This window comes from bacterium (genome assembly GCA_016716565.1).
Taxonomy (GTDB): Bacteria; Bacteroidota; Ignavibacteria; order Ignavibacteriales; family Ignavibacteriaceae; genus IGN2.
Map to the genome: position 1 here is coordinate 1,455,327 of JADJWC010000001.1, position 24,042 is coordinate 1,479,368.

The 24,042-nt window shown below is 36.8% G+C and carries 18 protein-coding genes; 13 read left to right on the forward strand and 5 right to left on the reverse strand.

Annotated elements, in window-relative coordinates:
- Positions 1-26 precede the first annotated feature (26 nt).
- The 5 genes from IPM14_06335 to IPM14_06355 all read left to right on the forward strand — a co-directional run bounded on the left by IPM14_06335 (position 27) and on the right by IPM14_06355 (position 5,703).
- Positions 27-1,037 carry a hypothetical protein gene (locus IPM14_06335; GenBank protein ID MBK9097740.1) on the forward strand — a complete coding sequence of 337 codons (1,011 nt, stop codon included), beginning with the start codon at positions 27-29 and terminating at the stop codon, positions 1,035-1,037.
- Positions 998-1,861, forward strand: coding sequence for a hypothetical protein (locus tag IPM14_06340; GenBank protein ID MBK9097741.1), 864 nt, complete (start codon positions 998-1,000; stop codon positions 1,859-1,861). Before IPM14_06335 ends, IPM14_06340 begins: the two co-directional genes overlap by 40 nt.
- 120 nt (positions 1,862-1,981) lie before the next feature.
- A complete protein-coding gene (pbpC, locus tag IPM14_06345; protein MBK9097742.1) occupies positions 1,982-3,397 on the forward strand; it encodes a penicillin-binding protein 1C in 1,416 nt (471 codons plus the stop codon).
- The gene (locus IPM14_06350) at positions 3,342-4,283 is read left to right on the forward strand and encodes a hypothetical protein (GenBank protein MBK9097743.1); all 942 of its coding nucleotides are present in this window, start codon (positions 3,342-3,344) and stop codon (positions 4,281-4,283) included. Before pbpC ends, IPM14_06350 begins: the two co-directional genes overlap by 56 nt.
- A 49-nt stretch (positions 4,284-4,332) precedes the next feature.
- Positions 4,333-5,703, forward strand: coding sequence for a DUF1028 domain-containing protein (locus IPM14_06355; protein MBK9097744.1), 1,371 nt, complete (start codon positions 4,333-4,335; stop codon positions 5,701-5,703).
- 168 nt (positions 5,704-5,871) lie between these two features.
- Here IPM14_06355 and IPM14_06360 read toward each other — a convergent pair whose 3' ends face one another.
- The 3 genes from IPM14_06360 to floA are packed head-to-tail and all read right to left on the reverse strand — an operon-like array spanning position 5,872 to position 9,424.
- Complete coding sequence (locus IPM14_06360; GenBank protein MBK9097745.1) at positions 5,872-7,869, reverse strand: ATP-dependent helicase; 1,998 nt, start codon at positions 7,867-7,869, stop codon at positions 5,872-5,874.
- Positions 7,866-8,438, reverse strand: coding sequence for a hypothetical protein (locus tag IPM14_06365; protein MBK9097746.1), 573 nt, complete (start codon positions 8,436-8,438; stop codon positions 7,866-7,868). Before IPM14_06365 ends, IPM14_06360 begins: the two co-directional genes overlap by 4 nt.
- A gap of 5 nt (positions 8,439-8,443) precedes the next feature.
- Positions 8,444-9,424, reverse strand: a complete 981-nt coding sequence (gene floA, locus IPM14_06370; protein MBK9097747.1) for a flotillin-like protein FloA — start codon at positions 9,422-9,424, stop codon at positions 8,444-8,446.
- A gap of 398 nt (positions 9,425-9,822) precedes the next feature.
- Here floA and IPM14_06375 point away from each other — a divergent pair, with 398 nt between their 5' ends.
- The 7 genes from IPM14_06375 to IPM14_06405 all read left to right on the forward strand — a co-directional run bounded on the left by IPM14_06375 (position 9,823) and on the right by IPM14_06405 (position 19,378).
- Entirely contained in the window at positions 9,823-12,330 is a 2,508-nt protein-coding gene (locus IPM14_06375) for an ATP-dependent Clp protease ATP-binding subunit (protein ID MBK9097748.1), read from the forward strand.
- Between the two features lie 125 nt (positions 12,331-12,455).
- Positions 12,456-14,342 (forward strand): right-handed parallel beta-helix repeat-containing protein, encoded by a 1,887-nt coding sequence (locus tag IPM14_06380; GenBank protein MBK9097749.1) that lies wholly within the window; start codon positions 12,456-12,458, stop codon positions 14,340-14,342.
- Positions 14,343-14,433: 91 nt separating this feature from the next.
- Positions 14,434-14,715: a 4a-hydroxytetrahydrobiopterin dehydratase gene (locus IPM14_06385; protein MBK9097750.1), complete on the forward strand. Its 282-nt coding sequence runs from the start codon at positions 14,434-14,436 to the stop codon at positions 14,713-14,715.
- A gap of 2 nt (positions 14,716-14,717) precedes the next feature.
- Positions 14,718-15,293, forward strand: coding sequence for an orotate phosphoribosyltransferase (locus tag IPM14_06390; GenBank protein ID MBK9097751.1), 576 nt, complete (start codon positions 14,718-14,720; stop codon positions 15,291-15,293).
- A 185-nt stretch (positions 15,294-15,478) separates the two neighbouring features.
- Positions 15,479-16,747 (forward strand): peptidase M64, encoded by a 1,269-nt coding sequence (locus IPM14_06395; protein MBK9097752.1) that lies wholly within the window; start codon positions 15,479-15,481, stop codon positions 16,745-16,747.
- A gap of 9 nt (positions 16,748-16,756) precedes the next feature.
- Positions 16,757-17,989 (forward strand): serine/threonine-protein phosphatase, encoded by a 1,233-nt coding sequence (locus IPM14_06400; GenBank protein MBK9097753.1) that lies wholly within the window; start codon positions 16,757-16,759, stop codon positions 17,987-17,989.
- A 24-nt stretch (positions 17,990-18,013) separates the two neighbouring features.
- On the forward strand, positions 18,014-19,378 hold the full coding sequence (locus tag IPM14_06405; GenBank protein ID MBK9097754.1) for an NAD-dependent succinate-semialdehyde dehydrogenase: 1,365 nt from the start codon (positions 18,014-18,016) through the stop codon (positions 19,376-19,378).
- Here IPM14_06405 and IPM14_06410 read toward each other — a convergent pair whose 3' ends face one another.
- Together IPM14_06410 and IPM14_06415 are read right to left on the reverse strand one after the other, a co-directional pair.
- Positions 19,379-19,633: a response regulator gene (locus IPM14_06410; GenBank protein ID MBK9097755.1), complete on the reverse strand. Its 255-nt coding sequence runs from the start codon at positions 19,631-19,633 to the stop codon at positions 19,379-19,381.
- A complete protein-coding gene (locus tag IPM14_06415) occupies positions 19,617-23,180 on the reverse strand; it encodes a PAS domain S-box protein (protein ID MBK9097756.1) in 3,564 nt (1,187 codons plus the stop codon). The genes IPM14_06410 and IPM14_06415 overlap by 17 nt, the downstream gene beginning before the upstream one ends.
- A 125-nt stretch (positions 23,181-23,305) precedes the next feature.
- On the opposite strand from IPM14_06415, the gene truA reads away from it, so the two are divergent.
- The gene (truA, locus tag IPM14_06420) at positions 23,306-24,040 is read left to right on the forward strand and encodes a tRNA pseudouridine(38-40) synthase TruA (GenBank protein MBK9097757.1); all 735 of its coding nucleotides are present in this window, start codon (positions 23,306-23,308) and stop codon (positions 24,038-24,040) included.
- Positions 24,041-24,042 lie beyond the last annotated feature (2 nt).

Below are 24,042 nucleotides of genomic sequence, written 5' to 3' on the forward strand. Positions count from 1 at the left end.
GCCTCAAATACCCAAGATTTCTTGCGGTGAATGATTCACTCGTTGTGCCTGTTTCCATTGTTAATACAACTGATAAAACGGCTAATGTCGAAGTTTCTTTAAAAGTTGATGGACCTTTGAAAATTACCTCTTCGACAAAAAAATCAATTCAGATTCAACCAAATTCAACAAGCAGTGTTACGTTTGGAATACTTGCACAGTCACAGGTCGGTGCGGGAAAAATAATTTTTGAAACGAGCGGTCTGGCAAAAGTAAAAGAGGAAATTGATATAGCTGTTCGTCCGGTTTCTCCCTTGATAGTTGAAACGGGATCGGGAACAATTGCAGCAGGGAAGGAAGTTAAAATTGATATCCCTAAAAATTTTCTGAAGGGAACTCAAACAACTACACTAACTATCAGCAAGTTTCCAGCGGTTAAATTTGCAAAGCATCTGAAATATCTAGTCGGTTATCCCCACGGATGCATAGAGCAGACTGTGTCAAGATTATTCCCTCAATTATATTTTGAAGATCTCGCAAAAGTCGTTGCACCAGACTATTACAGAACTACCAATCCTGTTTATTATGTGAAAGAAGGAATCCGGAAAATTGAATCGATGCAGTTGTACGATGGCTCGCTTGCTTACTGGCAGGGAGGAACCGAAACAAGCTGGTGGGGATCGGTTTATGCTGCTCACTTTCTTGTTGAAGCAAAGAAAGCCGGATTTAATGTATCAGAAAATGTGCTCAACAAGTTAATGAAATATCTTTCTCAGAAAGCAAAAGAGCAAAGCACGTTCGATTATGTTACTTACACGCAAACCGGGAGAACAATAAAAAAGATTGCGAACAAAGAAATTCTTTATTCACTTTACGTTCTAGCGATGTATGGTGAAGGAGATATTGCAACGATGAATTACTACAAAGCCCGTCCCCATCTCGTTTCGGAGGATATGCGTTATCTGCTTGCAGGTGCGTATGCATTGATGGGAAGTTGGAATTCGTACTGCATGAAATTGTGCCGAATGCTTTCACTCCTGAGAGAACAGACAGGTTAACTGGAGGAAGCTTTGATTCGGATATTCGTGCAAATGCGATTATGCTGAACGTGCTGCTCGAAGTTGAGCCGGCGAATAAACAGGTGCAGGTGATCATAAAATATCTTACTCAAAACGCCGACAGAATGTATTCAACACAGGAAAGATCTTTTGCATTTCTTGCACTTGGTAAAGCCGCAGGTTTAAATGCAAATGCTGATGTTAATGTTGATATAATCGTCAACGGAAAATCAATTGATAAATATTCGGGGAAGGATTTAACTATTTCAAATGAAAAGCTGAATGCATCGAACATTACTTTGAAAGCGACAGGAAACGGCGAAGTTTATTATTTCTGGAGTGCTGAAGGTGTTAAGTTGAATGAAAAAGTGAAGGAAGAAGATTCATATATACAGGTGAGAAGAACATTTTACAGTTATAAAACAGGTAGATTGATTCCCGACAGAAGATTTTATCAGGGAGAACTCATCGTTTGCAAAATTGAATTAACCGGATTTGACAGGAATGCTGAGAATATTGTGATCACTGATTTAATTCCTGCAGGGTTCGAAATTGAAAATCCACGACTCAATCCTGCGACAGAGTTAAAATGGATTCCAAAAAATCCGATGAATGTTCAGTATAGGGATATTCGTGAGGACAGGTTGTTACTTGTTACAAATCTTAATCGAAACCAGACAAATGAATTTTATTATTTGCTTCGTGTTGTAAACCAGGGAACATACCAGCTTCCGGTAATCGGTGCAGAAGCAATGTATGATCAGGAATATCATTCATATCACGGTGCTGGTAATGTGAAAGTTCAACAGCGATTGGGAGAATAACTTTTTAATGTCATTGCGATCCCGACCTGACTGTCAGGCAGACAGGTCGGGAGAAGCAATCTCAGTTTAAAGATTGCTTCGTCGCTCTGCTCCTCGCAATGACAATCGTAAGTGAAGACCATGCATTTTGAACTAATAAAAAAATATAATCGAACGGTAAAGATTGTTCTCACAATCCTTGTGGGCTTTGTTGTTCTGGATTTAATCTTTCCTCTTCCTGATAGAAAAGAGTTCTCAATAGAAATCCATGCAAAAGACGGAACTCTTCTAACTGCATATTTAACAAGCGATGATAAATGGAGACTTCGAACTGAACTCGAAGAAGTTTCTCCTGAACTGATAAAAGCAATTATTGAGAAAGAGGATAGCTGGTTTTACTGGCATCCGGGAATAAATCCTGTTGCGTTGGTTCGTGCACTTTACAGGAACATTACTTCAGGTGAAGTTGAATCGGGTGCATCAACGATTACGATGCAGGTTGCACGAATGCTTGAACCAAAGAAGCGAACATATTTCAATAAACTTGGTGAAATGTTCCGTGCAATTCAGCTTGAAGTAAAATATTCCAAAGAAGAAATACTCGAGTTGTATTTAAGTCTTCTGCCTTTTGGTGGAAACATTGAAGGAGTAAAATCAGCTTCATACATTTACTTCGACCGGCCACCGAATAAATTGAGTCTTGCTCAGTCAATTACTCTTGCTGTAATTCCAAATGATCCTAATTATCTGAGGTTGGATAGATCAAATGAAGAAATCATTTATAATAGGAATTACTGGATCAAAAAATTCAAGCAAGAAAAAACATTTTCTTCCTCAGATTTAAATGATGCACTCAATGAACCGGTTGAACGTAATCGTTATCAGATGCCTGTCATTGCACCACATTTCAGTCAATACGTTAAAGATAATTTTCAAGGAGATATATTGAACACAACGATTGACCTTTCAATTCAGCAAACAGCAGAAATTATTCTTCTAAGAAATGTCAAAAAAGTATTTTACAAAGGAATAACAAATGGAGCTGTTCTCGTAATTGACAATCGGAATTCTTCCGTTGTTGCATACTGCGGTTCTGCCGATTTTTATGATGAAGGATCATTCGGACAGGTAAATGGAATTACTGCAATTCGTTCGCCCGGTTCAACATTAAAAGCACCACTCTATGCTTATGCCTTTGATGAAGGAAATTTAACTCCTCAGATGAAGTTCGCAGACATTCCGACCGACTTTCACGGTTATCAACCGGAAAATTACGATTTGAAATTTTACGGAAATGTGTCAGCCGAGTTTTCACTTGTTAACTCACTGAACATTCCTGCAGTTAAATTAATTGAACAAGTCGGACTGAACAACTTCACAAATTTTCTTAAAGGATGCGGATTCAACCAGATACAAAAGCAAAAAAATCGACTTGGACTTTCAATGATACTTGGCGGATGCGGAACGAATCTGCAGGAGCTGACAAGATTGTTTACGGCATTTGCACGAAAAAGGGAAATTATATCCTCTTCATTTTATATCGGAAGAAGAAGATGATGATGAGGAACAAATTTTCAGTGAAGCATCTTCATATTTAATTGCAAGCATTCTTTCTGGAATTAATCGAAGTGACATTGCTGATCTATCACAGTACTCAAAACTGCCAAAGTTCGCCTGGAAAACAGGAACATCTTATGGCAAACGAGATGCATGGGCAATTGGGTTCAACCCGGATTATACAATTGGAGTCTGGATGGGAAATTTTAATGGTATCGGCTCACCAAATCTTTCGGGAGCAGAAGCTGCGGTGCCTTTGTTATTCGATCTGTTCAATGCAATTGATTATGACTCAGATGTAAAATGGTTTGAGCCACCCGAAGATTTGATCACTCGAAAAGTCTGCAGTGAAAGCGGAATGATTCCAACTCAGTACTGTGCGTATACAGTTACAGATTTTGCAATCAAAAATAAATCTCACAATCAATCCTGCGATATTCATATGCCGGTTTATGTAAATCTTGATGAAAGCATTCAATATTGCACAGGTTGTTTACCATCGTCAGATTATAAAAAGGTTGTGTATTCAATATATCAACCCGAATTGACCGTCTGGCTATCAAAAAATAGTTACTATTATCATAATCCTCCTTCGCATAATCCAAACTGTACTGCAAAATTCGCTGAAGGTGGTCCGAAAATTTTATCTCCGTCAGGAGATTATGATTATTTTCTTGAAAAAAATTCAGGACAGGAAATACTATTACTTGCCACATCCGATAGCAGAGTAAAAACTCATTACTGGTACATCAATGATTCTTTTTACAAAAAATGTAAACCCGGTGAAAGAATTTTCTTCAATCCTGATGTAAAAGATTTGAAGATTACCTGTCTCGATGATAAAGGAAGAGATGAAACAGTTAGAGTAAGTGTTAAGTATTATTAATAAATAATCTTTAATTTGAAAATGAATTCAAAAAAAATATGAGATAACCATGAAAAATCTTATTCGGAAATTTTTATTTATCCTTCCTGCTTTGATTCTTTTATTTCATATAAATCTTACAGCACAGGATACATTCTCAATCGTGGCTGTCGATACAATCACTGGTGAGATTGGAAGTGCCGGGGCTTCGTGTGTCGGACCGATCGGTGGAATTGGAGCTTTCATTCTCAGTGATGTGATTGAAGGAATAGGAGGCATTCATACTCAAGCATCCTACCTGGCACAGAATCAACAGAATGCGCGAGCAAGGATGCTTGAAGGATTATCGCCGCAGCAAATTATTGATTGGCTTGTCGCGAATGATGCACAAAATAATCCATCAATAAGACAATATGGAATTGTTGATCTAACGCGAAATGGGGAAAGTGCTGCTTACACGGGCGCAAATTGTACTAATTACAAAAACCATGTAACAGGTCCGGGTTATGCAATACAAGGAAATATTTTACTCGGACAGGTTATCATAGACACGATGCACTCAACTTTTCTTAACACTCCCGGTCCGCTTGCTGACAGACTGATGGCAACACTTCAGGCTGCAAAAATTCTTGGTGCTGATAGTCGTTGTGCTGCAAGAGGCACTTCATCACAATCAGGATTTGTAAAAGTTGTAAGGATTGGTGACGGTGGAACTCCTTATTTGCAAATTGTTGTGCCGGACACACCAGTAGGTAAAGATCCGATTGATTCTCTTCAAACTATGTTCAACAACTGGAAGGCTTCAAAATTCAGTATCGTAGATCCTTTTCTATCACAAATTGAAATAGATCCTGACACACTTCCGGCAAATGGAACTTCGCAAGCAGTAATAACTATTTCACCAAAAAACAATTCGGATACACTTCTCACAAGTGGCAAACAAATTATTTTATCAAACACAGGTGCAGGAACTTTAAGCAGTGTCACTGATTTAGGTGATGGAACTTACGAAGCCACAGTTACAGCACCAGTTGCAGTTGGAAGTGATACCATTTCTGCAACAGTTATTTCAGGAACAGATACCGTTTCTGTTTTTATGAAAGCGGTGATCGCTTATGCAAATCCTGTTTCGGTATCTGAGAATCCTGTTTCACCAAACAGTTTTTACCTTTATCAGAATTCACCGAATCCGTTTAATCCGACAACAAATATCCAATTTCGGATTGCGGATTTCGGATTTGTGTTATTAAAAGTATATGATGTTTTAGGGAATGAAATCGCGACACTGGTTAACGAGGAAAAGCGACCCGGTACTTATGAAGTTGAATTTAATGCAATCAGTCATTCCGGCGAAGTCCGGAATCTGCCAAGCGGAATTTATTTTTATAAGTTAATAGCAGGAAACTTTGTTGATACTAAGAAGATGATTTTATTGAGATAATGGCCCATCCCTTAATCCCTTCCCAAAGGGAAGGGAAACATAGAAAAAAATTTTTCTTTTAACTGATGATTGATCATCAGTAAAAACAGTAGCTAATACTTGCAAAGAACTGAATAAAATGATCATTGCAGTCCTCTTCCCCTTGGGGAGAGGATTTAGGAGTGGGGACTAAAACTCATCCTCAACCAACCAGCCTTGTGCTTTGTCGGTTGACATTTCTGAAATAAATCTTGATGGCTTGGAAAGGGTTATTCCATCAATTCGGTTATACATATGCATCGGGTAAGTAACAAAAAGATTTTGCTTTGCTCTTGTTGAAGCAACATACATCAACCTTCTTTCTTCTTCTAAAGATTCCAGACTTTCTGCTGCTCGTACGGAAGGGAAGTAACCTTCGACAGCGTGAATTACAAAAACAGAATGCCATTCCAATCCTTTAGCTGAGTGAATTGTGGAAAGAGTTAAATATTCATCTTCCTTATCAGTTGCATTTAAATCCGTAACACTATCTATGATCGGTTCGATTGCCATATCTGCAAGAAAAGAATCTAGCGATCTGTAATTTTCAGAAATATTCTGAAGAGTTTCTAAATCTTTGCTTCGTTTATTAAAATCGTCATACTTTAATTTGAAAATAGGTTGATAGTATTCGAAAACCATTCCTACTAATTCTGAAGGAGGAGCTTGAGAATTTCTTAGTTTGTAAAGAAAAACAAACAGTTCTTTAATTTTTTCGTAAGCGAATTGTTTCTTTGTGCCAGGATTTTCATCAATGGTTAATCTCGCTGTCGCTAGCTCATCTAAAATTCTCTGAGCAGTTTTAGGTCCAACTCCATCGTGTAAAAGTAATACTCTGTACCAGCTAACAATATCTTTTGGATTTGATGCAATGCGAAGGAATGCAAGTACATCTTTCACGTGTGCAGTCTCAATGAATTTTATTCCGCCAAATTTTTGGAAGGGGATTCCTGCTTTTGCGAGTTCAATTTCAAGATCGAATGAAAAAAATGACGACCGGAATAACACAGCGATGTCTTTTAAATTAACTCCTTCTTCAGCCAGCTCAAGTATTTTTTCAACTATAAACTTTGATTGCATATTTTCATTTGCTGCTGCCACGATAAATGGTAAATCGCCACCCTGTCGTCTTGTGTAAAGGGCTTTGGTGTATTTTTCAACAGCACCTTCATAAATATGATTTGCAAAATCAAGAATGCTTTGAACGCTTCTGTAATTTTCTTCAATTTTTATGATCTGAGCATCTGGAAAAAGTTTCGGAAACTCCATTATGTTTTTGAAATTTGCACCACGAAACGAATAAATTGATTGCGCGTCGTCTCCAACAACCATTACATTTCCGTTATGCTGAACTAATCCTTTAACAATATCAGCCTGAAGCTTGTTTGTGTCCTGGTATTCGTCAACCATAACAAAACTAATTGTGGAAAGAAGATTTTTTGCCGCTGTATTTGCACTTGCAAGAAAATCTCTCAGATAAATTAAAAGGTCATCATAATCAAGCAGGTTGTTTCTCTTTTTATATTCAATATAAATTTTATGAACCTTTAAAATCTCATCAAGCTCAAGAAGAAAGTGAGGATATTCTTCTTCGATAATATGCTCAATCGGTCTTTCTGTATTAGCTGAAAGACTGTAAATCTTATTCAAAGTTTCCTTCTTAGGAAATCTTCTTTCTTTGCTGATTAACCCTGATTGAGATCTGATAAGATTAATTATGTCTTCACTGTCGCCTTGGTCAAGTATTGTAAAGTTGGAATCAAGCCCGGCAGCTTTTGAATATTTTCTTAAAGTTACATTTGCAAAAGAGTGAAATGTCCCACCTCGAATTTTTGAACAGCGATCATCAAGAAGAACGGAAGCGCGCTTCATCATTTCGTTTGCAGCTTTACGGGTGAAAGTTAGAAGCAAAATAGAATTCGGATCGTAACCTGACTCAATTAATCTTGCAACACGATAAACAAGTGTCCTCGTTTTTCCGGTTCCTGCGCCTGCAATAATTAAGTAAGCACCATTTACTGCAGACACAGCTTCGTACTGAGATGGGTTCAATTCCTTTTGATAATTTATAGCAAAACGGGATTCGTCAATCTTTCTTTCGAATCCCGTTTTACCAACTCGTGTGAGTATATATTTTTTTTGATTCATCTGCGAAGCGCTTTTGGTTTGCCCAATATTTCTGAGAAGAGGATGTACTCTTTTAATGTGTCGGGATGACTGAACTTCGATCTGACAGTAATTGCCAGATTACTAAAAACCAGTTCTTTCCTTTCGAGAGAAGTCTCAAACATCTCAGCTTGCTTCTCAATAACAGAATCAACTTTTGCTAGCTTCCTTGAAACTTCTTCTTTTTTTCTTTCCCATTCACTCCTGATGTTTTCTGAAATGGAATCTTCTTTCCAGGTTTCAGTGCTTACGTGTTCATCAGCTGTAGGTATATTTTCTGAATAAGTCTCCTGCGGTCTTGGTACTTTTACTTCTGTTTGTTCATCACCGACTTTAAAGAAATCCTCAAGCTCTTTAAGAATATCATATTCTTCTTTTTGTTGAGTTTGAGGAATGGAAACTTCCGGTTGTTCAGCTTGGTAATAATCATCTCTCTGTGGTTGCTGCACAGGAGGTTTTTTCTGAGGCTGCTGTTTCTTCTTTTTAAAGATGCTGCTCAGAAAGCTGATAATTATTATCAAATATATTAATATTTCGAAAAAGTTGTCCATCAGACTTATTTTTTAGGATCTTGTGGTTTAGAAATCGAATCGCGCATATCCGTATCTGCCTGAATATTTTTCATCTGATAGTAATCCATCACACCAAGTCTCCCACTCCTGAATGCATCTGCCATTGCTTTTGGCACTTCTGCTTCGGCTTCAACAACACGAGCTCTTTGTTTTGCTACTTCTGCAATGTTTTCCTGTTCACTCGCAACTGCAGCAGCTCTTCTTTCTTCCGCTTTTGCTCTTGCTACTTTCAAGTCAGCTTCTGCCTGGTCTGTTTGTAACATTGCACCGATGTTCTGTCCGATATCCACATCAGCGATATCAATCGAAAGAATTTCGAAAGCTGTTCCTGAATCCAAACCTTTTGCAAGAACACTCTTAGAAATTTTATCAGGATTTTCAAGAACTTCTTTATGAGAATTACTCGAACCAATTGTTGAAACAATTCCTTCTCCAACTCTTGCAAGGACTGTTGCTTCGCCTGCACCGCCAACCAGCCTGTCAATATTTGTTCTTACAGTTACTCTTGCGATTGCCTTTAACTGAATTCCATCTTTTGCTACTGCAGCGACCATCGGTGTTTCAATTACTTTTGGAATGACTGACATCTTCACTGCTTCCAAAACGTCTCGACCTGCAAGATCAATTGCTGTTGCTCGCTCGAATGGTAAGTTTATGTTTGCTTTGTCTGCAGAAATTAATGCTGCTACAACTTTCTTAACATTTCCGCCGGCGAGGTAATGAGCCTCAAGCATTCCTTGCTGTAAATTCAATCCTGCTTTCTGAGCGTTAATCATACTGTCAACGATAACACTTGGTGGGACTCTTCTCAATCTCATTCCGATTAAGTCACGAAAAATTCTGATCTTCACTCCTGATGAGATTGCGGCAATGTACAATCTTACCGGAACGAAATAAAGAATTAATATCAGAAATAATATTATTGCTATTATTATTACTAAGGATAAACCTGTTACTGCTTCCATTTTTTCTCCAAATTTTTTATTCTTTTACGTAGGCAATATAGGTCTTTCAAAAACAAAATTCTTGCTGTAGAAAATCAAAAAGTTCAGACGTAGTGACGGACTTTTACGTCTTCTGAGGTATTATCTGCCTTATTGTCCAGACTGAAGTTACATATTCTAAAATAACCGCTTCTGTTTCACCCATATCGATGAAATTTCTTCCAGCACAGGTGGCACTCAATTTGCCAATCCTAATCATTTGGCTGAAATAGTGCATTGCGAATATTTTTGAACACGGATATTATTGTGTGTGACTTAATAAAGTACTTGAAAGAATATTAAATATTATGTTTATATTAGTTGAACTTTTAGAGGGAAAAAGTAGTTTTTATACTAAAATTCAGAGAGGAAAACGATAAATGGATGGAAATTTCTCAGATAGATTGCAGGATGTGATACGATTAAGCCGTGAAGAAGCTTTAAGGCTAGGTCACGATTATATCGGGACCGAACACCTCCTGCTGGGAATTATCAGGGAAGGACAGGGTGTTGCCGTTAGAATCCTGCGAAATCTTGACTGCGATTTGCTAAAATTGAAGAAAGCTATTGAAGATACCGTCAGGACTTCGGGCGGAACTTTGACGATTGGCAACATTCCGTTGACTAAGCAAGCTGAAAAAGTTTTAAAGATAACTCAAATTGAATCTAAAATTTATAAAGCAGATGTAATTGGTACAGAACATTTACTTCTTTCGCTTCTAAGAGATGAAGATAATATCGCAACCCAGATACTTCATCAGTTTAACGTTACGTACGATTCAGCAAGATCAGAATTGAATTCATTGTTGACCAGCAAAGGAAACAGAGATGCTGGTCCGACTAAAGTTACACCTCCGGATAGAAAAACCGAAAAAACAAAAACTCCTGTGCTTGATAATTTTGGAAGAGACTTAACAAAACTTGCTGTTGACGATAAGCTTGACCCGGTTGTTGGAAGAGAAAAAGAAATTGAACGTGTTGCACAGATACTCAGCAGAAGAAAGAAAAATAATCCCGTACTAATTGGTGAACCAGGTGTTGGCAAGACAGCAATCGCTGAAGGACTTGCTCTTCGTATAGTCCAAAAGAAAGTTCCGAGAATATTACAGGATAAACGTGTCGTTACTCTTGACTTAGCAGGACTCGTTGCCGGTACAAAATACCGCGGTCAGTTTGAAGAAAGAATGAAAGCTTTGATGAACGAACTCGAAAAAGCAAAAGATGTCATTCTTTTCATTGATGAATTACATACAATAGTTGGTGCTGGCGGTGCTTCAGGTTCACTTGATGCATCGAATATGTTCAAGCCAGCATTATCACGCGGTGATATTCAGTGCATTGGTGCAACAACACTTGATGAGTATCGCAAACATATTGAAACTGATGGTGCTCTCGACAGACGTTTCCAGAAAGTAATGGTTGATCCGCCATCTTACGATGAAACAAGACAAATACTTGAGAAAATAAAATTTAAATACGAAGAACATCATCACGTAAAATATTCTGATGCTGCAATTGATTCCGCAGTAAAGCTTAGCAATAGATATATAACAGATCGTCATTTACCAGACAAAGCGATTGATGTTCTTGATGAAGCGGGCTCAAGAGTGCATATGGGAAATTTCGAAGTTCCGGAAGAAATTCTTGATCTTGAGGAAGAGATTGAACAGGTTCGCAGAGAAAAAGCTGCTGTTGTTAAAAGACAAGATTATGAAGAAGCAGCGAGACTCAGAGATAAAGAAAGAAATCTTCAGGCTGATCTTGAATCCACAAAGAGAGAATGGGATGCAAAGACAAGAGATATCGTTCACGATGTAAACGAAGAAGATATTGCCACAGTCGTTGCAATGATGACAGGCATTCCAGTTAACAGAATTGCACAAACTGAATCCGAGAAACTTTTAAAGATGGATGAAGCTTTAAAACAGTTCATCGTTGGTCAGGATGAAGCTATTAAAAAACTTACAAAAGCAATCAGAAGAACTAGAGCAGGATTGAAAAATCCAAATCGTCCGATAGGAAGTTTTATCTTTTTAGGACCAACAGGTGTTGGAAAAACTGAATTGTGTAAAGCACTCGCAAGATATCTTTTTGATTCTGAAGATTCTCTTGTAAGAATTGATATGAGTGAGTATATGGAAAAGTTTTCTGTATCACGATTGGTTGGAGCACCTCCGGGATATGTTGGTTATGAAGAAGGCGGACAATTAACAGAAAAAGTTAGAAGAAAACCTTATTCAGTTGTGCTGTTTGATGAAATTGAAAAAGCTCATCCGGATATTTTTAGCATTCTGCTTCAAGTACTTGATGATGGAATATTAACTGATAGTCTTGGACGAAAAGTTGATTTCAGGAATACGATAATCATCATGACTTCCAATGTCGGAACAAGAGATATAAAAGATATCAGCTCGTTTGGATTTGGTGATTCAAAACCAAAAGATCATTATGATAAGATGAAGGACACAGTTGAAGAAGCAATGAGGAAATTATTCAATCCTGAATTCCTGAACAGGATTGATGATACGATTGTATTCAGAAATCTTGATAAAGAAGACATAATGCAGATCATCAACATCGAAATAAAAGATCTTTACAAGAATCTTGAAGAGAACAAGATGGATTTAATTCTCGATCAAACAGCAAAAGAATTTTTAGTCAACAAAGGCTTTGATGAAAAATTTGGTGCAAGACCTTTGAGAAGAGCAATTCAGAAATATGTCGAAGATCCGCTTGCTGAAGAAATTCTTCGTGGTTCATTTAAGGAAGGAACAAAGATAGTTGCAAAGCACGTTGACGGTGCAGAAGATCTTGTATTTTATGATGAATCACTCGAAGTCGCTAAACCTGGTGAAGAAACAAAAGCACCCGGACAGGTGGAAAACTAAAATCTAAATTCTGGAATAAAATAATTTTCGAAAAGCGTATCTAATTGATGCGCTTTTTTGTTTTAAATATTCCCCTCGCCTTTCTCAAAATAATTTCATAACTTGCAAAAAAAAAGGGAAACATTATGCAACCGAAAAAATGTTCTCTTAACAAAGCTACGTTCAGAAGCACCACTCTCCACCAATGCCACACTTTGTCCCTTATGCTTTTTACTTTGTCCTTTTATTTTGTATCCTTTGCCGAAGGAAGCGCAACAGTCCGTTACGTCTCACACACCGGCAGCAGCATACCACCATACACGAGTTGGGAAACAGCAGCCGACAGCATACAGAAATGTATTAACATCTCAGTGTTTGGAGATACTATTTATGTAGCGAACGGAACTTACGAGGAGAAGATAATTATGATACGGGGTTTATCGTTGATAGGTTCAGGTATGGATAGTTGTGTAATTGATACAAGAAATATAGTAACAACAAGTTTTCACGCAGTTGAAGTTGTAGACAGTTGCTTATTTAAGGGATTCCACGTAATAGTATCGTATAACACAGATATGGGAGACGGAATCGCAGGAGGAGGAAATAGTCTGATAACAATGAATAAAGCATCAAATGCTCTTAATGGTATTCTTGTTGGATCGAGCCCAATGGTGTATAAGAATATAACCATTAATAACATTGTTGGTATATCTGCGATAAGTTCAAGTTCAATAGTAAGAAAAAATGTTGTTTACACAAATGATCCCATTTGTGATGGAATACAAATCTCAGCATTCACAAACACGACACCGCTCATAGATTCAAATTATATTGAAACTACAGAGGGTGGCAGGGGAATAGCAAAGTCAATCGGGTCGAATCCAACAATAAAGAATAATACAATAAAACTACGCGGAGGTTCAGGTATTACTTTAAGTCTTTCAGATTCAGCAAAAGTATTTAATAATTTAATTATATCCGAGTATGCTTCAGATGGAATTAGAGTGGGTGGGACACAATATGTTAAGATATATAGCAATTATCTAACCGGGTTCTATTACTATGATGTATTAGGAGTGGGCTCTTACGATGATGTAAAAAACAATGTTGTCGTAAATGCAGAAGGAGATATTAGTCTATGCTATGGATGCAGCGAAATGATATTCCAGTACAATAATATCTGGAATAGTGAAATAACCTATATACATTTCACGCCAGACAGCACAAACCTGACAGTAGATCCAATGGTATTAAATAACAACGCAACACAGGGAGATTTAGATTTTCATCTTCAAGCATATTCACCAATGATAGATGCAGGAGACCCAACTATTTTTGACAGAGACGGAAGCAGAAGTGATATTGGACTTTATGGAGGACCATACGGAGAAAGCTATACCTACCAGGATCTTGCCCCCAAACCACCAAGAGGTCTTTTAGCAGAGGTAGCAGACAGTATAATAACATTAACGTGGAAAAGAAACACAGAAGCAGACTTTAGTTATTATAATCTATACAGGGATACAACAAGTAACTTCCAGATAGATTCAACAAAGCTTGTAAGTGTATTAACGGATACAATCTACCAGCAGACAATACCGGTGGGAGTAGAAAGTCTATATTACAAGCTAACGGGAGTAGATAACCAGGGAAACGTTTCAAATCCTTCAGAGGAAGTAGCAATAATAATTGTGTCAATAGAGAATAAATGGGAACCGGTAAACAATTTCATACTTTATCAGAATTATCCAAACCCATTCAATCCAACGACGAGAATAGGATACAAGCTAAAGGAGAGAGGATACGTAAAGTTATATGTATATGATGTAAAAGGAGAGTTAGTATCGGTGTTGGTTAATGAAGTTCAGGAAGCTGGGTATTACGAAGTAGAATTCAACGGAGATGGAAAGACAGAATTGATAAAAGTGAAGAATCCATTTGTGAGCGGAGTATATTTATGCCAGATAATAATTCAGAGTGAAAAGGGAATACCTGTTTTCAGTAATATTAAGAAGATGATATTGTTGAAATAAGCGTTTAACATTGTTAATTTGATTTATATCCCGACTAATCTTAATCGGGATTTTTTTATTTTTAACTATCATCAATTAAAATTAAAAAGCTATGTCACTATTATCACCAGTTGAAATAATAAAAAACCTTTCTTCCTTATCAGATTGGATGCAGGAAGAAAAACAAATTGCAAAGCAATTCCAGTTCAAAGATTTTGCTGAGGCACTTACATTTGTAAATAAAGTCGGTTCTGAAGCAGAAAAGATGGATCATCATCCGGATATTTTTATTCATTCCTGGAATAAAGTTAAAATTACAATCTCAACTCACAGTGAAGGCGGAATTACAAAAAAAGATTTTCAACTTGCGGAAAAAATTGAAGGACTTAAATAATTATGACAGAATCAGATATTCTAAACATATTCAAATCAACCGGCGCATTACTTACCGGACACTTTCTTCTAACATCAGGAAGACACAGCGACAGATATTTTCAATGTGCAAAAGTTCTTCAATATCCTCAACACACAGAAACTCTTTGCAAAATGATTTCTGACAATTTCAGAAAATTTGAGATTGATACAGTTATCGCTCCGGCAATGGGAGGACTTGTTGTTGGTCAGGAAGTTGCTCGTCAGTTAAATAAACGATTCATCTTTGCAGAAAGAGAAGACAAAAAACTTTCCATCAGGAGAGGATTCACGCTCGATGAAAATGAAAAAGTTTTAGTTTGTGAAGATGTTGTTACAACCGGCGGTTCAGTGTTTGAAGTAATTGACATAGTTAAAAGTAACAATGCACACATTGCTGGTGTTGGTTTCATCGTTGACAGAAGTAATGGCAAAGTAAGTTTTGGTTACCCGCAATTCAGTACTCTGAAGATGGAAGTGGTTTCTTATTTGCCTGATGAATGTCCTCTTTGCAGAGAAGATATTGAACTTGTAAAACCGGGTTCTCGGAAAGTGAAATAATTATAAAAACTTCTGACTTCGATATTCCTTGTTCATTATTCGATATTCTGTTTGAATAATGAACATCAAAAAAGGAATGTTGAATATCAAAGAGTTCGTAATGCTGACCCAATTTATCTTTATCACTTCATCTAAAACTCCTATCTTTGTAATATAATTTTTCATCCGATATTCAAGGAGCGCTAATGAAGCTTTTTCTCTCTTTTCTTCTTCTAATTACCGTAACTTATTCACAGGTAAACTTTGAAGATTACTTCGAGGATAAAACCCTTCGCTTTGATTACTTCCACACAGGAAATAAAGACAACGATTCCTATTCCTTCGATGAATTAATTGAGGAACCATATTGGGGCGGATCAAAAGTAAATCTAATTGATAAATTCAATTACGGCAAGTATCGTTTTGAAGTCTACGATGAAGCATCGAACTCTTTAATCTATTCAAGAGGATATTCAACACTTTTCAGTGAGTGGCAAACTACTGAAGAAGCAAAACAGACATACAAAACTTTTAGTGAGACAGTTACATTTCCATTTCCCCAAAATCCTGTCGTTATAAAATTTTATGCTCATAACCGAAAAAATGAATTGATAAAAAAGTTTGAGTACAGAATTGATCCAGAAAACTATTTTATAAAACCTGAGAGAGTTAATGAATTCAAAAATTTTGAAGTCGTAAATTCAGGCGATCCTGCAGTTAAAGTAGATATAGTAATTGTTCCTGAGGGCTATACGATTGATGAAATGGATAAATTCAAAAAAGACTGTGAAAGATTTGCTACTTATCTCTTCAACTCTTCACCGTTTAAAGAAAATAAAGATAAATTCAACATCTGGGGAATCGAAGCTCCTTCATTCGAATCAGGAACAGATATTCCAAAGGAAGATATCTGGAAAAAGACACTTGTCAATTCCACATTTTATACGTTTGATCTTGAGCGTTACTTAATGACAGCAGATAATAAATCATTGCGCAATGTTGCATCAAACGCTCCGTACGATCAGATTTATATTTTAGCCAACTCTGATAAATATGGTGGTGGTGCTATTTACAATCATTACTCAATGTCGGTTACAAATAATAAATATTTTGAATTTATTGTAACTCACGAATTTGGTCATGGTTTTGCTTCGTTGGCTGATGAGTACTATACATCGGATGTTGCTTACCAGGATTTTTATCCGCTTGATGTTGAACCAACCGATCCAAATCTTACCACACTTGTTGATTTTGATTCAAAGTGGAAAGATCTTGTCGAAGAAGGAACACCAATACCAACACCTGATACAGATGAGTTTAAAGATAAAGTTGGTGCTTTTGAAGGCGGTGGTTATATGGAAAAAGGAATATACAGACCGGTGTACGATTGTTCTATGAAATCAATCAAAGTAGATGGTTTCTGTCCGGTCTGTAAAAGAGCAATTCAGCAAATGATAGATTTTTATTCGGAATAAAGTATGGCGATAGATCAAAAGAAATTACACAGACTGGTTGAATCGATCGCTTCAGGCAAGTATAAATCTGAAGAAGAGATGCTCATTACAACATTGAATGAGATTGTCGGCAATGAAGCAATTGATGTAACAGGCGGAAGATTGTGGAAGCTAAACATAAAAACAGAATCGTATCACCTGTTATATCAAACAGGAAAAATTGAAAAGATCGATCCGAAATTTCAAATTGACATTCATAGGTATCCAATCCTCGAGTTAATCGCTAAACAGCGCACGATAGTCGGGAATGAAACAATCAGCACTTTGCGGAAGAAAGGAATATTTAAATATTCTGCATCGGGTGTTGGCGGACGAAAGAAAATAAAAGATAAATTATTTTACGAATATCTCCTCGCAATGAATAGCGAGAAGTTAAACGAAGACTTCAGATTAAATCTGAATATTATTTCCACTACGTTAACAGCACAGATCAAACAGAGAAGAACATCGGACAGTGTCTATCATCTAAAGGCTGATATTGACAAAGCCCGTCAGTTGCAAAAAAGCATTTTACCTGAGCACGAATTTAAATTTCACGATTATGATCTGTATGGAATAACTAATCCTGCTGAAATTGTAAGCGGAGATTTTTTTGATTACCTGCAGCATGGTGCCGAGAGTGAAAGACTTGGAATTGCGATTGGTGATGCAGCCAGCAAAGGTGTCGGTGCTGCAGCCGAAGCAATGTACATTTCCGGTGCATTAAGAATGGCAAGCGGATTCGAATTAAAAATTGCCGCATTGATGAGAAGAATGAATCAGCTTGTTAATCTGATTTTTGAAGATGATAAATTCACTTCTTTATTCTATGGAGAGCTTACGACACATCGCGGTGGTTTATTTTTATATGCAAATGCAGGACATAATCCCCCGATATTTTATAAATCTAAAACGGAAGAAGCGGAATATCTTGAACCGACCGGTCCTGTGCTTGGTCCTGCACCTGATGCAAAGTACCATGTAGATAGTATCAATTTTTCAAAAGGCGATATCCTCCTGCTTTATTCTGATGGAATTACTGAAACTGCAAATGAAAATTTTGAAGCCTTCGGTGATGATGAACTGGTAAGCAAACTAATATCTCTATCGAAGCTTGGCGCAAAAGAAATCGCACTGGGCATTTTAGATGAAGTAGTGAAGCATTCCAAAAATGGAAAATATTCAGATGACATGACTTTAGTCGTCATAAAAAAAATAAAATAAAAATTTATTTTGAGCAGGGAAAAAATGATAACGTCAATCAATCCGGCAAACCTTCAGGTTGTAAAAGCTTATACTCAAATGACTTCCTCAGAAGTAAAAAAAATTATTGATTTAACTGATGCAGCATTCGAAAAATGGAAAGAGACATCCTTCGATCAAAGATCAAGATTACTGATGAATGCTTCTCAGGTTCTCAAAAAGAAACGAGAAGAGTACTCCCGATTGATGACGATTGAGATGGGAAAACCAATCGCACAATCACGTGCTGAAGTTGATAAATGTGCCTGGGTTTGCGAATACTATGCTGATAATGCCGAAAAGTTTCTTACTGATGAAATTATTTCTACCGATGCTTCAAAAAGTTTTGTCACATTTCAACCATCAGGAATTGTATTAGCTGTGATGCCGTGGAATTTTCCTTTCTGGCAGGTATTCAGATTCGCTGCGCCGGGATTGATGGCTGGAAATGCAGGAATACTGAAGCACGCTTCAAATGTTTCAGGATGTGCACTTGCAATTGAGGAAGTTTTCCGCGAAGCAGGTTTCCCTGAAAATCTTTTCAGGACAATACTGGTTCCTTCGTCAGAGATGGAAGAAGTTATTAAAAATGAAAAGATTAGAGCAGTAACGTTGACCGGAAGTGTTCCCGCTGGAAAATCTGTTGCAAAAACGGCCGGATCTGTTTTAAAGAAAACAGTAATGGAATTAGGTGGAAGCGATCCTTATGTTATTCTTGAAAATGCTGATCTGGAATTAGCTGCTGAGACTTGCGTTACCGGAAGATTAATTAATGGCGGACAAAGTTGTATTGCCGCAAAAAGATTTATTGTCGTTGATAAAGTCTATAATGAATTTGAAAAACTTTTTGTTGAAAAGATGAAGTCAAAAAAAATGGGCGATCCGTTTGATGAAACAAATCATTTGGGACCACAGGCAAGCGTTTTATTGCGAGATGAACTTCATCAGCAAGTTTTAAGAAGTATTGAGCTTGGCGCAAAACTCTTACTTGGTGGAAAAATTCCCGGAGCGGAAGGTGCCTGGTATCCGCCGACTGTACTTTCAAACGTTAAAAAAGGTATGCCTGCTTATGATGAAGAATTATTCGGTCCGGTAGCGGCTTTGATTAAGGCAAAGGATGAAGCAGAGGCTATTCGAATAGCAAACGATTCAATTTTTGGTCTCGGTTCTGCTATCTTTACACGTGATATCAAAAGGGGAGAGATGATTGCAAAAGAAAAATTGCAGGCTGGCTGCTGTTTTGTAAATGCTTTTGTAAAGTCAGATCCAAGATTACCATTTGGCGGAATCAAAGAATCAGGTTACGGAAGGGAACTGTCATCTTTTGGAATCAGAGAATTTGTAAACATCAAAACTGTTTATGTCAAATAATCAATTTCTGCTGGTTGATGCAATTTCACTTATTAATTTTAATAATTTTGATCTCGTGAAGGGTTTGGAAAGATAGTCAGTACATCCCGCCTGGATAAATTCTTCACGGTCACCTCTCATTGCGAATCCCGTTATCGCAACAATCGGTACATCCTTGTAACTTTCGATTTTTCTTATCTCTCTCGTAGTTTCGACTCCGCTCATACCTTTGCCAAGATTAATATCCATCAGGATGATATCATACTTTTTTTTCATTTATTTGTCTGAATGCTTTCTCACCGCTGTCGGCAAAGTCTGTTTCGCAAATATTTTTAAGAAACAATTTAATTATATCCCTGCTTGATTCATCGTTATCAACAACAAGAAGTTTTGGTCTAAATCCTGCTCTATATTCTTTTTCTGAGATTTTTTCTTTATCTGATTCCTTAACTTTCTTGACTTCAATCTGTTTATAATCCTTCAGCAGCGGGAATATTATAGTAAACATTGAGCCTGACCCAACAGTGCTTTTGACACTTATCTGTCCATCCATCAACTCAACAAAATTCTTGGTAATTGTTAAGCCCAATCCGGTTCCTTCAAAGTGCCGGTTGAATCCTTCGCTTACTTGTCTGAACTCCTGGAAAATGAGCCCCAGACTTTCAGCTGGAATTCCAATCCCGGTATCTTTCACACTTATTCTTGCAAACTCTCTTGAATCTTCGACGAGCATATCTACTGAAACCATCACTCCGCCGGTGTAAGTATATTTAAGAGCGTTGTTAACTAGATTATTTATTATTTGTCTAAAGATTTGTTCATCAACATTTGAATATAAATTATGATTGATTATCTCAGTCTCTAGAAACAGGTTTTTCCTTTCCGCAACAGCTTCAAATAATTGAACCTGTGATTCAACTAATTCAGAGATCCTGTTCGGCTGCATGTTAATATCTACCTTCTTCGCTTCAATTCTTGAAAGATCAAGCAACAGGTTAAGCGTATCCATCAGACGATTAGCGCTGGTTAGAATTCGTTCAGCCATTTCTTTTGTATGATCATCTCTCAGCTTTTCCTGAAGTAATTCAGCAAAACCCAGAATACCAACAAGAGGAGTTCTCAATTCGTGACTCATATTTGCAAGGAAGTTGGATTTTACTCTGCTTAATTCTTCAGCTTTCTCTTTTGCTTCGAGCAGCTGTTTCTCAGCATTTTTTCTGCTCGTAATATCTCTCAACGTAACCAGGATATACTTTTTGTTAGAGAATATAATATTGATTCCAAGACTTTCAACCCATAATTCTTCATTGTGCACAGTTTTGATAATGTATTCATCTTTAAATGGAGCAGGGTTTCTTTCCAGTCGTCTGAGAGCCGCATAAACCTGAGGTTTGAAATCCGGGTGCAGGAATTCGAAAACTTTTTTGCCTATACCGTGTGCTGTATCTTCTAGATGAACTAACTTTGCTGCGCTGTTGTTTGCGAATATAATTTCTCCATCCCAGTCAATTATTAATGCAGCTTCGATCATATTATCAATCAATGATCGGAAACGCTCTTCACTTTCTTTTAATGCTTCTTCTGATTTCTTTCTTTCTGTGATATCTTCATAAGTACCAAGTATTCCAACAACATTACCGCATTCATCGTGCAGAGGTACTTTATTTGTTTCAAGCCACGCAACCTCTCCATCGTGATGTGTCTGTGGTTCAATAATTTTATATATAGGCTCATCTTTTTTCATTACTTCTTTATCGACTGATCTGTAATAGTCGGCTTCAGCACTTTTCCAGGGCATGTCATAATCACTAAAACCAACCAGATCAGTAGGATTTATAACGCCAGCATCATTAGCAAAATTTTTATTGCATCCAAGATATCTTGAATCAAGATCCTTCCAGAAAATACGCTGAGGTATGTTATCCAGAATCAGCTGAAGCATCTGCTTGGAATTACGCAGTTCATTTTCAGATCGCTTCCTATCGGTGATGTCCAGGGCAATCAAAGTGAAAGCAACGGGATTGTCGTTTTCATCTCTGATAACTGAGGTTGATACCGAAGTTGGGAATTCAGAACCATCTTTTCTTTTACTTATTAACTCACCACTCCAGCCGCTTTTCAAAGTAGCAGGTATTATCTTTCGTAAAAGATTTACAGGAGTATTTTCAGAATACATTAAAGAAATATCTTTCCCGATTATCTCATCGTACATATAACCATACGAAGTGCAGAATGAGTTGTTGACAAAAATTATCTTCCCATCAGTATCAGTAATACAAACTGACTCGGAAATACTTTTTACAGCATGAGCAAGCATAGAAATTTGCTCTTCAGATTTTTTCCTTTCCGAAATATCCCTGACAATAGCCTGGATCAGTACAACATCACCGAGAAAAATTTTATTTAAGCTGACTTCGGCATCAAACAGATCACCGTTTAATTTTTTATGCTTCCATTCAAATCGCTGTGGATTTCCCTTCATTGCTTCCGATATTTTTTCAAGTGCTTTTTCATCGGAATGTCTGCCATCCGGCTGAAAGGGAGGGGAAAATTCATACGGAGGTTTACCGATAATATCTGATTTATTACATCCGAATAAGTCAAGAGTTTTTTGATTACAATCAATAAATATCTCTTCATCCATCAAAAAAATTGAGTCGTTAGCAAGTTCGAACAAGGATTTAAATTTTAATTCACTTTTCTCAAGTTTATCAAAGGCTTTACGTTTTTCGGTGATGTCGCTGAAAAAAGCTGCTATTTTATTTGGAGAAATTTGAAATGCGGAAACTTCGAAAGCACCTTTAAGATTTTGGTCTTCGTATTCAATAATTTCATTTTCCAGTTTAGTACCATTCTTTGCTATTAGTTTGTAAGCATCAGGTATCTTTGTTTGTGCAAGATTCGGGAAGGCATCCAATATCTCTTTATTTAAAAGCTGGGAATGATTCATACCCAGGATTCTGTCGGCGGCAGAATTGAAATCAGTAAAAATTAACCTTCCATCATCTTTCAAATCATAAACATGCACGCCATATGGCGAAGCATTTACAATCTGTTTAATTTTCATTGATGAATCATTTATTAATTCTTCCGCTTCTTTAATTCTTGTGATGTTTTCGCAGAGTATCAGAACGTTTGGACCATTTCCGTTTGAATTGATCGAACTTGCGTTTTCTCTGACCCAGATAGTCTCTCCGGTTTTCTTAACCTTTCTAATTTCCCATGTAAATATTTTGTTTGGGTTATTCAGACAATCAGCGATTTGATTTTTTACAGTCAGCCAATCCTCTTTATGAAAAACTTGCATAACCGGTTGATCAACTAATTCTTTTATTTCATAGCCGAGTTCTTTTGCTCCGAGTGAATTTACTTCCTTTATTATTCCGGCCTTATCCAAAATGAAAATCATCAATGGATTATTATCGAAAATTGTTTTTAACTTGCTTTCAGTTACTTGAGGATCATTTTGTGTTTTCGGAATTGATTTTGTACTTGAATTTTTTGTAAGTGTGCATTCAGCAACACATTTATTTTTCAGTTTGATTCGGATAGCATAAACTTTGAAATCAGCCGGTTTATTTTTTTTATTATCAAGTTGAATCGATTTTAAAACTGAAGAATTCTTTGAGAGAAGTTTTTTAAGTTTTTGTGATTTTTTTTCGTAGAGAAGATCAGTAAGAAACTGTTCTTTTTTTTCCGGCTTTAAGAATTTAAAATATTTTCGGGCAGCTTTATTCGCTGAAATAATTTTAAAGTTTTTACAATCAACAACTAATTTTATTTCAGGTGATTCTTCAAAAATACTTTTATGGAGCGGGTTCATTTTTATCTATTAAGAGGCAAAAAATTGATATATAATTCTGAATATTCCATCATAAACTTTTATCTTCCCCGGTGCCAGCCTCAGATCGCTAAGAGAAGTATGATAAAATCACTAATTTTGTGCCAATGTTTAACTATAAAATGACTATTCAATATGAGGGAACGGTGTATGCCGGCTGGCAAATTCAGCAGAATGCACTTACTATCCAGGAGGTAATTAGCAACTCAATCAAGCAAATATTACAAGAAGAAATAAGCTTGGTTGGCGCAGGTCGAACTGATTCTGGTGTTCACGCTATTGGGCAGGTAGCAAATTTTATGTCCGACAAAGAATTAGACCTTCAGAAATTCCTTTACTCATTAAATTCTGTTTTACCTCGCGATATTTCAATAAGTAACATTGAACCGGTCGACGAGGATTTTCACTCGAGATTCGGTGCGAAGAAAAGATCCTACATTTATCTGATTTCAGGGCAGAAATCACCATTCTTTGATAGGTTTGCGTATACATACTTTTCAGAAATGAAAACAGAAATGCTAAATGAGCTCTCTTCCGTTTTTATTGGAGAAAAAGATTTCTCATCATTCAGTAAAAATAATCCCGATGTTAAAAATAAAATCTGTGAGGTTTTTGAAGCTCGGTGGAGAAGACAAAAAAACTTACTTATTTTTTACATTGAAGCTGACAGATTTTTATACGGGATGGTTCGTGCTATTGTCGGATCGTTGATAAAAGCATATGTATCAGAAAATGGAATTGAATACTTGAAAAATATTTTTGGTCAAAAGGACAGAAGCTTTGCAGCTGATGCTGTTCCTGCAAAAGGTTTATTCTTATTTAAAGTAAAATATTCAAATTAAAA

Coding starts and splice junctions, on each gene's coding strand:
- IPM14_06395 (MBK9097752.1), top strand. CDS start 15,479: ATGAAGCTTTTTCTCTCTTTTCTTCTTCTAATTACCGTAACTTATTCA.
- IPM14_06415 (MBK9097756.1), bottom strand. CDS start 23,180: ATGAACCCGCTCCATAAAAGTATTTTTGAAGAATCACCTGAAATAAAA.
- IPM14_06385 (MBK9097750.1), top strand. CDS start 14,434: ATGTCACTATTATCACCAGTTGAAATAATAAAAAACCTTTCTTCCTTA.
- floA (MBK9097747.1), bottom strand. CDS start 9,424: ATGGAAGCAGTAACAGGTTTATCCTTAGTAATAATAATAGCAATAATA.
- IPM14_06360 (MBK9097745.1), bottom strand. CDS start 7,869: ATGAATCAAAAAAAATATATACTCACACGAGTTGGTAAAACGGGATTC.
- IPM14_06375 (MBK9097748.1), top strand. CDS start 9,823: ATGGATGGAAATTTCTCAGATAGATTGCAGGATGTGATACGATTAAGC.
- IPM14_06365 (MBK9097746.1), bottom strand. CDS start 8,438: ATGGACAACTTTTTCGAAATATTAATATATTTGATAATAATTATCAGC.
- IPM14_06390 (MBK9097751.1), top strand. CDS start 14,718: ATGACAGAATCAGATATTCTAAACATATTCAAATCAACCGGCGCATTA.
- IPM14_06405 (MBK9097754.1), top strand. CDS start 18,014: ATGATAACGTCAATCAATCCGGCAAACCTTCAGGTTGTAAAAGCTTAT.
- truA (MBK9097757.1), top strand. CDS start 23,306: ATGTTTAACTATAAAATGACTATTCAATATGAGGGAACGGTGTATGCC.
- IPM14_06355 (MBK9097744.1), top strand. CDS start 4,333: ATGAAAAATCTTATTCGGAAATTTTTATTTATCCTTCCTGCTTTGATT.
- IPM14_06410 (MBK9097755.1), bottom strand. CDS start 19,633: ATGAAAAAAAAGTATGATATCATCCTGATGGATATTAATCTTGGCAAA.
- IPM14_06380 (MBK9097749.1), top strand. CDS start 12,456: ATGCAACCGAAAAAATGTTCTCTTAACAAAGCTACGTTCAGAAGCACC.
- pbpC (MBK9097742.1), top strand. CDS start 1,982: ATGCATTTTGAACTAATAAAAAAATATAATCGAACGGTAAAGATTGTT.